The sequence below is a fragment of the Paenibacillus pinisoli genome, assembly GCF_003605435.1.
GTDB classification, from domain to species: domain Bacteria; phylum Bacillota; class Bacilli; order Paenibacillales; family Paenibacillaceae; genus Pristimantibacillus; species Pristimantibacillus pinisoli.
Map to the genome: position 1 here is coordinate 388,793 of NZ_QXQB01000003.1, position 14,699 is coordinate 403,491.

Here is a 14,699-nt window from a genome sequence, read left to right on the forward strand (position 1 = left end):
AGGGTAGTTCCCTCATGTACGATTGGGCAATGACACAAATCAGCTATTTTAGATTCAGCTTCACTGTATGACAGATTTTCTCTTTTCCTCAAAATTTTTGGTTATGGATTCTCCCTCGACATCTATATTTGGCAAGATCCGTCCAAGCCACTTCGGAAGATACCAAGCCGTACGGCCCATAAGGGTCATTACTGCCGGCACGATTGTCAACCGCACAATAAATGCATCGAATAATATACCAAAGGAGAGGGCTAAGCCCATTGACTTAATCATGGTATCCTCGACAAAGATGAAGCTTGCGAATACAGCAATCATAATTAACCCTGCCGCCGTTACGACAGTCCCGCTATTTTTAAGGCCAGACAAGACAGCGCCTTTCGCATTCCCCGTGTGGCTAAACTCCTCACGCATGCGACTGACCAGAAACACCTCATAGTCCATTGCCAAGCCAAACAGGATTCCTGCTGTCAAGATTGGCAGAAAGTTAAGAACGGGACCTGCTGCAGGAATATTGAATAGCTCGGCGAAATGACCATCCTGAACGACAAATACGACGAGTCCAAGTGTTGCTGTAAGGGTAAGGAGATATCCTAATACGGCTTTGATCGGCACTAAGATAGACCGGAACACCATCATAAGAAGGATTAATGCAAGTCCAACGATCAGAGCCGCAAATTTAGGCAATGCCTCATTCAACTTCTCACTTATATCAATATTAACGGCCGTTGAACCGGTAACCATCACCTCTACTTGGTCCTTCTCCTTGAATTCAACCGCCTTCTCACGGATCAAATGAACCAAATCAGTTGTTTTCTCATCCTTTGGATCTGTTCCCGGAAGGATCGTTACCATAGCAACGTCTCCTGATGCATTCGGTATCGGAGGCATTGCCATTGCCACATTCGGCAGCTCCCCTAGCTCCTTGGCAACTTTCGCAAAAGCCGCTTGGACATCATTTGTTCCGTCTGCTTTAATGATTATTGCGAGTGGTCCATTCATACCTGGACCAAACCCGTCCGCTATCAAATCATACCCTCGGCGCTCGGTTGTTTCAGTTGATTTAGATCCAAAGTCCGGGAGACCCGTCTGCATATGAAGTGCCGGTAAACTTATAGCTCCTAATAATAATATTCCTGCGAGGGCAATCGGCAATGGATACTTTGTAATGAAGCGCCCCCATGAATTTGATTGTTCATGATCCTTCTGAAGACGCTCTGCAGAAGCAGCTTTTGCCTTTGGACGAATCCGTTCACCTGCCATACCGAGAAGCGCAGGAACGACGATAACGGAGACCAATACTGCGATTAACACCGTAAACGCCCCGGCTATACCCATAATCGTGATAAATGGAATTCCGGTGACAGATAATCCAGCCAGTGCAATGATTACCGTTAATCCAGCAAAGATAACCGCACTGCCTGCAGTCGCATTTGCATGCGCAATGGACTCCTCTACACCTTTGCCTTCCACAAGATTCTGTCTGAATCTTGATATGATAAACAGACCATAATCGATTCCTACCGCGAGTCCAAGCATGATGGCAAGAATGAGCGAGAAAGAAGCCATTTCTACAAAATTAGATGCGATGATAACGGACATGACTCCTATTCCAAGTCCGATTACAGCTGTTAATATTGGCAATCCTGCTGCAAGCAATGATGTGAATGTGATTGCCAAAATCATAAATGCTGCGATGATGCCTATGATTTCCGAGGCTCCGCCTATCTCAAGAGCTGAGAATTCGACTGTTCCGCCAAGTTCAGCCTGCATCCCTTTGCTTCGCACTTGCTCCACAATCTCCAATACGTGCTCTTTAGAAGCCTCCGTGACTTTGGTTGCTTCGTTCTTGTACGTAATGACTGCATATCCAATCTCTCGAGTAAAACTAATCGTTCCTCCCTCATAAGGGCTTACTACAGATTCAATCTCAGGATCTTGTGATATCGATTCTAACGATTCAGCGATCAAGTTTTGAGCAGATTCCGATTCTAACGTTTGACCTTCAGGAGCTTTGAAGATCACTTGTATCGTTCCGCGTTCCGGACCTTGCGAAAATTCTTCCTTCAACACTTCCATGGCTTCCTCAGATTTTGTGCCAGGAATGTTCATTTCACCGTTCAGATGAACTCCCATGCCAAGACCTAGAGAAACAACGAGGATAAGGACCCCTATACTCCCAAACAACACTTTTTTTCTGTTTCTTGATGCAAAAAGCCCTAGCTTGTACAAAAACCTTGCCATACAAATCACCTTTCTCTACCTACTCTGCATTTCTCCTTATATTAACGTGTAAACAACACTTTGAAATCGTACAAGCGGGCAGCAGCAGCATGTACTTTTGGGCATGCCCTTTTGTGAATGCATAACAAATAAACAAATAAGACTCGCTTGATAAGACAGCTCAACTCTTGAATAAACGGGTGAAGATAAAGAAATGGCGGCGCTAGGGAGTTATCCCTGCACCGCCGTCTTTTGCTTATGGTTGTCTTTCTATTTAGAGGAGAGCGTCCCAAGTTTTCTAGCCATTCCATTCTGGACACCCCGTACTTTTGAAGTAATTAGCGGTGTGTGGCACAACTAATTCGCTTTTTCGGGGCGATTCCGAGCCTTTAACGTTGCTCAACAACGCTATTACAAGATGCTACCCTTTCGATTCGATTATTTGTGTACGGCACAACTATTCCGCTTCTTAAGACAGTCCCTTTCGCTCACTTCACCCTCTGAATCGGTACCCACCGCCGTTCTTCCGCCGCCTGCATGACGGCCTCCATGACAGCCTGCGCATAATACCCGTCGGCAAAGGTCGGGTAATCGGCCGACGCTTCCGCCGTTCCTTCCTTTCGGTCCCGTATCCGGTCGATCCACTTCCATACCTCATTGCGATCCGTCAGCCGCCAAGGCCGGAAGCTCGATTCCGAGGACGGCTCGTCTTCATTCCAAGCCGGAAGGCCATCCTCGCGAAGGTCTACTACTGTCTTGCCGCCTTCGTGCAGCGTATAAGACAATGAAGAGCCCAAATGGCTCACAGCAAATTCAATGATACCGAGCGCGCCGTTCAAATGCATGCGAATGGTCTGCCCCTTCTCCCCTTGATGCTCCATCCAGCTTGTGCGGAAAGAATGCTGCGCGCCCCCCTCTGAACGGGCCAGGAAGATGACGGCATCCGCCGCCGCATCAGGGTTCTTATCCCGATGTGCGAACGTCGCATCGGCGCTCACCTCGGACAAGCCGTCACCGGTAACGTATTGCGCCAGGTCGATCAGGTGCGAGCCCAGATCCGCCAGTACGCCGCCAATGCCGCCTTTGGCAATCGAGCCTCTCCAGCCCGGAGGGCCGGTGACGCCATAGTCTCCCGTATATTCAAAATGTCCGGATTGAAGCCGGCCGATCAAGCCTTCCGAAAGCATCGCCTTGATCCGGCGTACGCCAGGATGCTCCCTGTACGTAAAATTAACGCCATGGATGATGCCGCTTCTCTCTGCGGATAACATCATCTGCCCCGCTTCCTTAAGGTCGAGCGCAAGCGGCTTCTCGGACATGACATGAATGCCGCGATTCATGGCGGCCTCTGCGATCGTCACATGCACATCGTTGGGCGTAATGATGCATACGCCGTCAAGCCCGCCTCGCTCCAACATCTCCTCGTAAGAGCCGAATACATGCGGAATGCCGTATTGATCCGCCATTCGTCTGGCGCTTCCGCCGCCTTCGCTGCATATCGCATAGAGCTCGGCATCCGGATGCATCTGAACGACCGGCAAATACCATAAATCCGCAAACCAGCTTGCTCCCACCAATCCTATTTTCACTCGATTCTGCTCAGCCAACCGCAATCCCTCCCGAATTGATGTTGTCTTGCACACGCGCGGTGCGCCAGGCCGGCTGCAGCTAATCTGCCCTCTCCGGTCCCGGCCCACGCCTTGTCTCTATTGTAGTATAGGCTGCGTCATGTTGCACGGAAATGCCTGTTCCAGTTACTTTTTGTACAATAATGACTTTGCGCAAAAGCACCGTTCCTAACCCGGCGCTCAATAGAGCCATTACAATAACGCCTGCGATGACAGCCGCTTGCAGCGATCCCCACTCCGCCCATAACCCGAGTGCAATCGTCGTCAGCATAATCAAGACGGCCTCGACAAACCCGTTCACGCTGCCGAATCGTCCCATCATCTCTACCGGAATGTTGTTTTGATAGAACGTCGCAAAACCCGCGTTGGCGAATGCGATAAAAAACGCCAGAATAAAAAATCCGGCTGCCGCAATCCCGAATGAGGAGGAGGTCGCATAGAGCAAGTATCCGCCGCTGACGCCAAGCACGCCAAGTCCGATTAGGGCAACGGGCTGCGCTTTGCCTGCCACCGCCGTGTTTACCAGCGCGCCTGCGATGATGCCCGCTCCAGAGACGCTGACAAGCAGCCCGTAGCTGCTCTCCGACAGTCCCAGCACTGTCAGCGCAAAAGCCACTTCGAGCGAATCGACCGCTGAAGCCATGACCATCATGATAGCGCCGAATAACAGACACACAGCCGTGACGTATACATGCGACCGATAGAATCGCAGCACCGTTCCCCAGTCCGCTTTGATCACCGACCACTCCAGCTTGACGCTGCTCCCTTCGCTGTAAGCATTCTTCTCCAGATTCGGCATGAATAGCGTAATCACCCCGGACAGGAGCATTGCCGCGGCGTTAATATAGATCGCCATCACCGGAGAGCCGGCAAGGAACAGCAGACCGGCAATCGCCGGACCGATCAAGAAGGCTCCGGAGCCGATCAGCGCATTCAGCGAGTTGAAGCGCGGCCTTTGCTCAGGCGGTATCAGCATCGTAATGTATGTGCTGGAAGCCGGACCGAATACGGAGCCCGCCATTTGGATAAAAAACACAAGGCCATAGATATACCAGACGGAAGAATAGAGCGGCAAAAGCACGATCAGCCCCGCCCTCAGCACATCCAGCAAGACCATCAAGCTGCGCTTGTTCGTCCGGTCGATCAGGCTGCCCGCCCATAGATTGCTGGCCATTGTTGCTAACGGGCGGATGAGATATAGCAGGGATACCGCCAAGACGGACCCTGTCCTATCTAAGACAATCAGATTAAGCGCGATAAAATAGATCCATCCCCCGACATTGGATATGCCGATGCCGAACAAGAGGATGGACGGATACTTCCACTTTTCCAACCAGGCATCATTTTTCATAGACGCGGCTCCTTCACCTCATGATGATCGACAACAAAAAAATCTCGCCCCCAAGACCAATAGTCTTGGGGGCGAGATTGATCATCGCGGTGCCACCCATATTCGCCGGCTTGTCGCCAGGCCGGCCTCTTCAAGTACGGCATGCTGCGCGCATGCTTATACTCTAGCCCTGTAACGGGAGCACCCGTCACACCATCCCGGGGTTGCTCGCGCCCGTTCCAATGTGCCGCTCGGAGGCTTGGTTCAGCAGTATGTTCCATGACTCCTTTTCAGCGGGCGGAGCTCTCTGTACATGGACATGAAGGCTTACTCTTCTCGTCATTGCATTTGTGCTACTCTACCAGACGCCCTTGCCGCTTGTAAACCCCTATCTCTTAGAAAAATGGAGAGACCGCTACCGGATGCGAAGCCGCGTAGACTGAATCATGCCCCTTGCCGCACGCGGCGCCAGCCTTGCCAGCGCCGGCAAGGCGCGGGACAGCAGGGCGGAGCTGAGCAGCGATTCCGCGAATCGTCCCCAACGCAGCGGTCTGCTGAATTCCCGCGCAATCGCCGCCTTGTATTCGCGTTCCCATTCGCTAAGAGAGAATTCGCCGCGCAAGTACCCGTCAGCATATGCTGAGCATAGCTCCGCGGAGCGAAGCGCCATCGACATGCCGTCCCCGCACAGCGGCGGGATGCGGCAGATGGCATCGCCGATCAGCGGGATGCCGCTCCATGCCGCGGGACGCATGCTGATCCGGACGGGCGATACGGCGGCAGCGGAATCGGGCAGCGGGCTTAGCGCTGCCATCCGTTCACGGAGGGCTGGATGGCGGCGGGCAGCCTCCTCAAGCATGGCGGGCACGGAGCGATGATTCAATGGAATATCCCCGCGTTCAAGCAAAGCCGCGATATTCACCTTCCCATCCTCCACCCCATTAATGCCTGCATAGCCTCCCCGGAAGAAATACAGCTCCACGGAATCCCCCCCGCTAGCCAGTGCAGCCGAGTCTGCGCTTAGATAATGCATCTTCACGCCGACCAGGCCAGGCGCTTGCGCCGAATGCCGTGCGGACTGGCCCCTTGAGTTCCTTGCAGGCCCCTCCATTCTCCGTTCGCTCGAACGCTCGCGACCATCCGGCAAGATTCCGGTGAGACCCGCTCCGCCCCATGCGGCAATAACTGCCCTGGCACGTAGCACCTCCGTCTCTCCTCCGCACCGCACGATCAGTTCATAATGCCCGTCCAACCGTTCAACCGACAGGACCACAGCACCCTCCCGAATAGAGGCGCCGGCAGCGGACGCTTCCCGATGGAAGGCGCTGTCCAAGCTATATCGGCTAACTCCAAGCGCCGCGTCCGGGAGCGGAATCCGGATAACGCCCCCGTTCTCGAGGAACAGGCTGGTCTGGGTAATCCGACTTGGCGATAACGACTGCACAGGCTCCAGCAGCCCGAGCCGGGCAAGCGTCTCCAGGGATTCCGGCGACAGAAACTCGCCGCATACCTTATGTCTCGGGAATCGCTGGCGGTCCAGCAGAACGGCGCTCCAGCCTCGCGAGGCAAGCGCCTTGGCCGCTGCGCTGCCCGCGATTCCAGCCCCAAGCACCGCCGCATCATAGATCATCCGCGCCGCCTTCCTTTCTGATCATGACCGAATAACGGAACAATGGCCGCCAGACATACTTGAACTCCGATGGGTCCAAATCCAGCGCCTCCCGCAATTTCCTCCAGTCCTCTCCCCGAAAGCCCTTCGCCACCGACAACGGTCCGTCGTGCCGGATATAGGGATTGCGCGAGATGATTCGAGTGGCCATCCATACAGCCGTCCAGGATATGGGATGCCGATGAATGTCATTAATGACAACGCCCATCCGCGACGTTTTCAGCATCTGTCTTGCAGCCTGCTTCAGCTCGTCTCCATTGAAGTGATGCAGGAATTGGGTTCCTGTGACGATATCTGCAGATTCAGCCTCCAGCTCGAACAGATCGCCTTGGCATACCTGGACACGCGATTCATTCCAGAAGTACAGGCTGGCCTCCTTCACCGCTTCTTTCGTCATATCGACAAGCGTGACATTAAGGCGGACGCCTTCCTCCAGCGCCCATCTCAGCAGCTTGTCGTTCACATCGCCCGAGCCTGCGCCAACATCCAGTATCGACAATTCCTTGGGCGAGCCCGCCGCCTTCCATAAACGTTTGACCCCATACAGCGTAGGCGACGCCGCCCCGAACAGCCGGTTCAGCCGGCGCAGATGGACCAGCGCTTCCTGCAGCCGCGGACCGCCTTGAGATGCATCGTCCATATGCTCGGGCCTGTTCTCCCGTTCCTGAAGATTGTTAAGCATAGGCATCGGCCTCTTCGGCGCCAGCTGTCGAACCTCCCGCTTGGCAAAGTTGCGGGTATGGCGAATAGGCGATACGTATCATCTCCGCGGTGACGCCGGGTCCAAAGGCCAGCGCGATGCCTTCCTTGTAGCCTGCCTTCTCTTCGCCAAGCATGCGCTTCATCTCGCTCAGCACAAACAGGATCGTAGCCGAGGACATATTGCCATAGTTCCGCAATATCGAGCGGCTGGCGGACGTCTGCCCGTCGCTTAATGCGAACGTCTCCTGCATAATGTCGACGATGCCCCTGCCGCCGGGGTGAATGGCCCATAGCTCCGGCTCTGGCCCGCCTTCCAGCAGACGGTTAATCTCCGCCGGAACATGCTCGCCGATCAGCCTGGGAATGGAAGGCGACAGATAGAGATCGAACCCGTGGTTGCCAACCTCCCAGATCATCTCTCCCGCGCTGTCCGGCAGCAAAGCCGAACGCTCCTCGCCCAGCAGGAATACGCCGCGATGCCGCTCATCCGGCCTGCCAATGACACAAGCGGAAGCTCCATCCCCGAAGAAGGACGCGCCATAGAGCGCTTCCCTGTCGCTGGAGGGCTGAATATGCAGCGTGCACAACTCTACACATACGACCAGCGCCCGCGCATTCTGCTGTCCTGCAACAAGCCCCTTGGACAAGCAGACAGCCTTTAACCCCGCCGCGCAGCCGAGAAAAGTAAGCGGCACCCTTGCGACTGTCGGGCGAAGCCCCAGTTCGCCGATCAGCGCTGCATCCAATCCCGGCAGGAATTGCCCTGTGCAGCTCACCGTAATCAAATGCGTAATGTCCTCCGGATGAATGCCGCTATCCGCCAGCGCTTTCTCCGCCGCCTCAGCAGCAAGCGGTACGGAGGCCCGCTTATATAGGGCCATGCGCCCGCTGGTCGACGGCACCGCCGCTTCGCTGTCTGCGCTGGGGAAGTACCTGCAGCTTGCAGCCGACTCAAGCAAATTCGGCTCGCAGGTATAGCGGCTCTCCACGCCGCACTGCCGGAATATTCGCTTCGCCCACCGGCTGGAGTCGGAATGCCCCGCACTTGACAGCGCCTCCGTCAGCCTGCGGGAGGTATCCTCCTGATCCATCCGATAAGCCGGCACCGCCGTCCCTAGTCCCAATATTGCTGCGCCTGATCGTTCCATGCTCATTATCGCATCCCTCTTTCCCTTTCATGATCAAGCTTGTCTCCTCGATCTGACCGTCAGACAAGCTGCCTGTTATGGAAAGTGTATTCGGGCTTGTACCCGATTATGAAAGAAGATGTCCATCATCACCTTCAGCCGAGCCAATCGAGGGACATCAGCCCATCTCCGAACACGCCAAAAAGCCCCGTTCCTTGCCTCGGCAAGAAAACGGGGCTTTATGTGTGCGATTAATGATTCTATCAGGAATGGTCGCCGGTAGAGTGGCGCAGCTTCAGCTCATGCGGCACCCAAATCTTGACGGGTATTGTATAGCGGCGTTTCAAATAGTCGAGCAGCGTACCTGCAGCAATCATGCCCATCTCCATCTTCGGAACATGAATCGTTGTGAGCGGCGGAGAAGTGAACTGTGACAGCTCGATGTTGTCGACGCTGAAGAACGCGACATCTTCAGGAATGCGCAGCCGCTGCTCCGTCGCCGCCCGCATAGCGGGTATCGCCATCATATCGCTGGCGCAGAAGAACGCCGTCGGACGCTTCACTTGCCGGGAGAATGCCTCCTTCATCATCTCATAGCTTTGAGAGACATCCCAGTTAACGTTAATGATCCACTCCGGATCAATCGCCAGACCTGCCTCGTCCATCGCATGCTGGAAGCCGCGGAACCGCTTCTCCCGCTGAATGTCGCCGTAGCGGCCGGGCCCGCCCACAAATCCGATCTCGCGATGCCCCTTGGCGATCAAATGCGCCACAGCCGCTTTGGCTGCCGCAACGCGATCATAAGCGATAACGGGCACTTCATGGTCGGAGATGTCGATGCCGACGACGGCGCGGACATTTTTTTTGATCCATTGATACGCTTCGGGCTGAATGCCTTCCACGACAATCATGCCGTCGACGCCATGGTCCTTCACGAGCCGCTGCAGCTCGCTTAGATCATCGCCGGTCGCCATGCTGTGTATGAACTCCAGGCGGTAGCCCTGCGAGGACAGGCCGCGCTCGACCCCTTCCAAAATAATTGAGAAATAAGGGTGGTTATATTTATTTTGAGGAACGGCTACGACACAGCCCACATGAAATCCCGGAATGGCGGCGTCGCGCTTTCCTTTTGCGCTTTTCCCGATTTTATTCGTCTTATAGCCGAGCGTATGCGCGGCCTCCAATATTCTGTTGCGCGTATCTTCGTTGACCGAGCGGCTCACATCGTGATTGATGACCCGGGATACCGTGGACACCGAGACGCCAACCTGATCGGCAATATCCTTAAGCTTTACCAAATTTTGAGTGCCTCCTTCCCTTCCACTTAGTTATATCATTTCTGCTCGTTTGCGGCAAATGTTTTTTCATTTCAAAAAAAGTTGCCGCAAACTACATCGGACTACGGCGTATACGTCAGCCGCGAGCGCGAGAAATGTTCACTGGCAGCAGAAGGAGGGAATGCAAAAAAAACTCCCCCGAAGCGTCTGAACAGTACAGCGCGCTTCGGAGGAGTTCCACATCCTGTCAAATTGGCTTATTGAATTTTGGATGCGAGGTCCGCGATGGCAGCGGCGAGGTCGCCGTCGCCTGCCAGCGGGTTCTTCATCACTTGCTCGCCGTATGTCCAGACGAGGTCGGTTTTTTTCACGGTGAACGGCGATACGATGCCGTATTGCTGCGCATCCAGAAAGATTTGGAACTCCGAGCCGGCTGTCTCCAGGTATGCGCTTGCCGCCTGCTTGTTGGCCGGAATGGAGAAGCCTTGCTTCGCAAGCGCCGTCTGCCCATCCGAGCCAGCCAGCCACGAAAGCAGCTTGTAAGCCGCCGCTTCATGCTTCGTCGAAGCGCTCATCGCGACGCCAGCCGGCTGCACTACTGTCTGCGTCGTCTTGAACTTCGGCAAATGCGTGATACCGTACGTAATGCCCGCTTCCTTGTAATGCGTCGTATTCCAGCTGCCGCCCGCGTTCATGGCTACCTTGCCCGTCGTGATGCCAAGGTTCGCTTGGCCGCCGAGGCCTTCCATTTGAGCCGGTGTCGTGTTGATGTTGCTGTTTTTGGTCATGTCGATAAAGTAGTTCAGCACTTCCTGAGCTTCCGGCGTATCCAGCGCCAGGGTGCCGTCGTCATTGATCAGCTTGCCGCCGTTCGACCAGAGCATCGGCTCCAGGAACCAGTCCATTGTCGAGCCCGGCACGAGGGAAAGCCCCCATTGCTTGATCGAGCCTTTGTCGAAGCCGTCTTCGCCCGGATTTTTGTTGTTGGCATCAAGCGTCATCTTGGTCGCGATATCCGCTACCTCTTGCCAAGTCGGCTCCATTCCCGGGTAAACCGCGCCCTTCGGATTCGTCTCCGGATTGTCGAACAGTCCTTTATTGTAATAGAACACGATTACGTTGGCATCGATTGGCATGGACACCTGCTTGCCTTGATATTGATGAAGCCCAAGCAGGCTCGGATCAACATCCGCAAGCGGGAAGCTGTTGCTTCCAAGCAGGCCGTCCAGCTCCTTGAAGATGCCAAGCTCGGCGTATTTCTCGATAAACGCGTAGCTCGTCTTCAAGACATCGGGAAGCGTGCCGCCCGCGGCATTGGCCGTCAGGCCGTCCCAATAGCTGCCCCAATCCTTGCCCTCCAGCTTGACCGTAATGTTCGGATTGGCCGCCATGAACTGGTCAAGCAGCTCCTGCACGCGCTGCAGCTCCTCCGCCGTTCCCCACTGGGAATACGTAATCGATACTTTATCCTCAGGCGCCTTTGTGCCCTCGCCTGCCGTCTCTGATGGTTGGTTTGTATTTCCGCCGTTGTTTTTATCTCCGCTGCCGCAACCCATCATAACCATGGAAAAGACGAACATCAATGATACGATCCATACCCATTTCCTCGAAACTTTCATGGACAAAACTCCCCTTTTCGATCCAATAGAATGATGATGCCGTCATGCCTGAACATAATTGCCTTAGCCCTTCGAACCGGTCAGCACCACCCCCTCGACGATATACCTTTGCGCGAAGAAATAAATGACGCCGATCGGGAGGATGCTGATAAACGCGCCCGCGGCAAGCGCGGGGAAGTCCTGGCTCGTTTGCCCGATCAGGAACTGCAAGCCGACGCTTAGCGTATAGTTCTCGCTCGATTTGAGATACAGGAACGGACCCAGAAAATCAAGCCACGAGTACACAAAAGCAAAGATCGACGCCGTAATGATAATCGGCTTGGACAGCGGCATCACAATCCGCGAATATACGGTAAAGCGCCCGCCTCCGTCCAGATAAGTCGCCTCGTCCAGCTCACGCGGAATGGTCATGAAGAACTGGCGGAACAAGAAGATATAGTAAGCGCCTCCTAGCCAGGCCGGCACAATCAGCGGCAGCCAGGTGTCAATCCAGCCCAGCTTCGTGTACAGCACGAAGGACGGCACGATCATGACGGAAGCCGGAATCATAAGCGTAATAAGCACGATGAAGAACAGACCGTTTTTCGCGCGGTTATCGAACCTCGCAAAGCCGTAAGCGGCCAGCGAGCTGGAGACGACCGTCCCGAGAGCGACCAGCACCGAGATCAGCACCGAGTTGCCGATCCACTGCCACATAAGCGGCTGCAGCGTGAACAGCCTTTCGAACGCCTCGAACGTCACGGTCTCCGGGAATAACGATGGCGGATATTTGTATGTTTCCGCTTTCGTTTTGAGCATCGTGGAGAGCATCCAGAGCAGCGGCCCGGTGAACAAGGCGAGGACGCCGATCAGCAAGATGTAGCTAAGCGCTTTGGAGGCCGCCTTGCTTCTTTTGTACGATACGTTCATCCATTAGCCCCTCCCTTCGCCTTCATAATAAACAAACCGGTTGGACGCCTTCAGGATGAACATAGTCACTGCCAATATCATCGCGAACAAAATGATCGATTGGGCCATCGCCATGCTGAACTTCAAATCCGTAAACGCCGCTTTATAGATATGGAACACATACGTGTAGGAAGCGTAATTCGGGCCGCCGTTCGACAGCAGCATCGCTTCCGTGAACATCTGGAAGTTGTACATCGTCTGGATGACGAGAACGAACAGAATCGAGGGGCTGATCATCGGCAGCGTAATGGAGAAAAATCTTCTGATTCTGCTTGCGCCGTCGATCAGTGCCGCCTCGTACAGATGGGACGGCACGCCCTTCAGCGCCGCCAGGAAGATCAGCACGCCGCTGCCGGATATCCAGATCTGAAGCAAGATGATGACCGGCTTGATCATGCCCGCTCCGCCAAGCCAGTTCACCTTCCCCATGCCGAACAAGCCGAGGAAGCCGTTCAGGACCCCAAATTCGGAGTTGAACACCAGCCGCCAAATAATAACCGTCGCAACGATCGGCACCAGCGTAGGCAAGTAGTAGAACGTGCGGAAGAGCGCGATGCCCTTCACGTCCAGATTAAGCAGCAGGGCGATCAGCAGCATGCCAGTGGTGACAATCGGCACCCCGAGCAAAACAAAATAGATCGTATTCGCTACGCTCTTGCCGAAGATCGGATCGCCCATCAGCGTCGAGAAGTTGCTCATCCCGATAAAGTTGAAATCCGTGGAGCCCGGCAGCCGGGCATCCGTAAAGGCATAGAATACAGCGGTTCCAAAAGGAAGAAGGAAAAAGATCGTGAAGCCGATAAGCCACGGGGCGATAAAAAGCAGAAACTTCCACCCGTCCAGCCGTTTTGATGAGATCAAAGGATCGCCCCCCAGCTATTTGATTTCGTCGATGTAGACATACCGTTCCTCGCGGATCGACTTCTCCGCTGCCAGCGCAACCAGAAGGGCATCGCGTCCGATCTGGCCGTTCGCGAACGGCTTCTTGCCTTCGAGGATGCACGCCACAAAATCCTTGCGCTGCGTCTGCCCGCCGGTATGGCCGCCCATGATGGAATCGGAGCGGACATCGACATCGATATATTCTTTCGTGTAGTCGTCGCCGCCGTATATGCCGATGCGCGAATCTCTTTTTGCTGTCATCTGCACGCCGTTATTGCCGATCAGACCGAACTCCAGGCCGTCCTCCATCAGATTGCGCGGCTTCAAGTACATGCATAACCCCAGACTTGCTTTGCTTCCGTTCTCGTATTCCACGATGACCCAAGCATGGTCGACGATCGAGCTGTCCGAAATGACCTTGGCAGGATAGTGGGTATAGGAGTTGTTGATCAGGATGTCCTCGCCGTTCTTGATGACATGCTGTCCGCCTGAGGCGAATACGCGCTTCGGCCGCGAGCCGATCATCCAGTTGAAAATATCGAAATGATGGCAATCCTTCTCCACCAGCGCGCCGCCCGACTTCGACGAATCATAGAACCAGTCCGCCGGAGGGAACGGATCGCGGAATTCCTTGCACCACATCATCGATACCTGGCCGAGCCTTCCCGAGGCCAGTTCCTTGGCCATGCGGCGGTACAAGTTAGAGTAACGGTACACAAGCCCGATCTGCAGCAGCTTGCCGCTCTTCTCCGCTTCCTCCAGAATGGCATCGCAATCCTCGATGCTTGGCGCAACCGGCTTCTCCAAAAATACATGCTTGCCGGCGCGCAGGAAGGCAACAGCGACTTCGCGGTGCAAATAATTCGGCACGCTGATGACGACCGCATCAATGTCTTCCTTATCCAGCAGTTCCTTGTAATCTTGGACGATGACCGGATTCCCGCTGCGGATCTCCTTCAATGTCCGCTCGATATTGCCCTCATGGAAGTCGCATATGTAACGCACATCGCATTCCGGCAGCATATCGAAACCGATCGCATGATGGGAGCCCATATCCCCAACACCAATAAAAGCCATTCCGATTTTCGTCATTGCACTCTCTCCCTTGCTGTGTCTGCTAGTATCATTTGCGCCAAATTTTACGCAATTTATTCGCATTATTTGCGCCAAATATTACTTAAATAGTAATCCAAACGGGCTTCCTTGTCAACGACTTTTTGCTTGCGATTTGGGTTCATTTTTTGCTGTTATGTTAGGCAAACAGGAGATGCTCAGGTCTACAGCCGGTACGGTCCAA

The 14,699-nt window shown here is 54.5% G+C and carries 11 protein-coding genes and 1 other annotated feature; all 11 genes read right to left on the minus strand.

The window, feature by feature from the left end; translation table 11 throughout:
- Window positions 1-60: 60 nt before the first annotated feature.
- Window positions 61-2,241 (minus strand): MMPL family transporter, encoded by a 2,181-nt coding sequence (locus D3P09_RS15205; RefSeq protein ID WP_120111635.1) that lies wholly within the window; start codon window positions 2,239-2,241, stop codon window positions 61-63.
- A gap of 467 nt (window positions 2,242-2,708) precedes the next feature.
- Entirely contained in the window at window positions 2,709-3,827 is a 1,119-nt protein-coding gene (locus tag D3P09_RS15210) for a Gfo/Idh/MocA family protein (RefSeq protein ID WP_165867453.1), read from the minus strand.
- 61 nt (window positions 3,828-3,888) lie between these two features.
- Complete coding sequence (locus D3P09_RS15215) at window positions 3,889-5,199, minus strand: MFS transporter (RefSeq protein WP_120111641.1); 1,311 nt, start codon at window positions 5,197-5,199, stop codon at window positions 3,889-3,891.
- A 64-nt stretch (window positions 5,200-5,263) separates the two neighbouring features.
- Window positions 5,264-5,530, minus strand: a binding site (T-box leader).
- 63 nt (window positions 5,531-5,593) lie between these two features.
- Window positions 5,594-6,808 carry an NAD(P)/FAD-dependent oxidoreductase gene (locus D3P09_RS15220; RefSeq protein ID WP_120111644.1) on the minus strand — a complete coding sequence of 405 codons (1,215 nt, stop codon included), beginning with the start codon at window positions 6,806-6,808 and terminating at the stop codon, window positions 5,594-5,596.
- Entirely contained in the window at window positions 6,798-7,529 is a 732-nt protein-coding gene (locus D3P09_RS15225) for a methyltransferase domain-containing protein (protein ID WP_120111647.1), read from the minus strand. The genes D3P09_RS15220 and D3P09_RS15225 overlap by 11 nt, the downstream gene beginning before the upstream one ends.
- Entirely contained in the window at window positions 7,522-8,703 is a 1,182-nt protein-coding gene (locus tag D3P09_RS15230) for a type III polyketide synthase (protein WP_424452444.1), read from the minus strand. The genes D3P09_RS15225 and D3P09_RS15230 overlap by 8 nt, the downstream gene beginning before the upstream one ends.
- Before the next feature lie 236 nt (window positions 8,704-8,939).
- Window positions 8,940-9,974, minus strand: a complete 1,035-nt coding sequence (locus tag D3P09_RS15235; protein WP_120111650.1) for a LacI family DNA-binding transcriptional regulator — start codon at window positions 9,972-9,974, stop codon at window positions 8,940-8,942.
- 236 nt (window positions 9,975-10,210) lie between these two features.
- Complete coding sequence (locus D3P09_RS15240; protein ID WP_120111653.1) at window positions 10,211-11,572, minus strand: ABC transporter substrate-binding protein; 1,362 nt, start codon at window positions 11,570-11,572, stop codon at window positions 10,211-10,213.
- 63 nt (window positions 11,573-11,635) lie between these two features.
- The gene (locus tag D3P09_RS15245; protein ID WP_120111656.1) at window positions 11,636-12,481 is read right to left on the minus strand and encodes a carbohydrate ABC transporter permease; all 846 of its coding nucleotides are present in this window, start codon (window positions 12,479-12,481) and stop codon (window positions 11,636-11,638) included.
- A 3-nt stretch (window positions 12,482-12,484) separates the two neighbouring features.
- Complete coding sequence (locus tag D3P09_RS15250; protein WP_120111659.1) at window positions 12,485-13,381, minus strand: carbohydrate ABC transporter permease; 897 nt, start codon at window positions 13,379-13,381, stop codon at window positions 12,485-12,487.
- Window positions 13,382-13,396: 15 nt separating this feature from the next.
- The gene (locus tag D3P09_RS15255) at window positions 13,397-14,494 is read right to left on the minus strand and encodes a Gfo/Idh/MocA family protein (protein ID WP_120111661.1); all 1,098 of its coding nucleotides are present in this window, start codon (window positions 14,492-14,494) and stop codon (window positions 13,397-13,399) included.
- Window positions 14,495-14,699 lie beyond the last annotated feature (205 nt).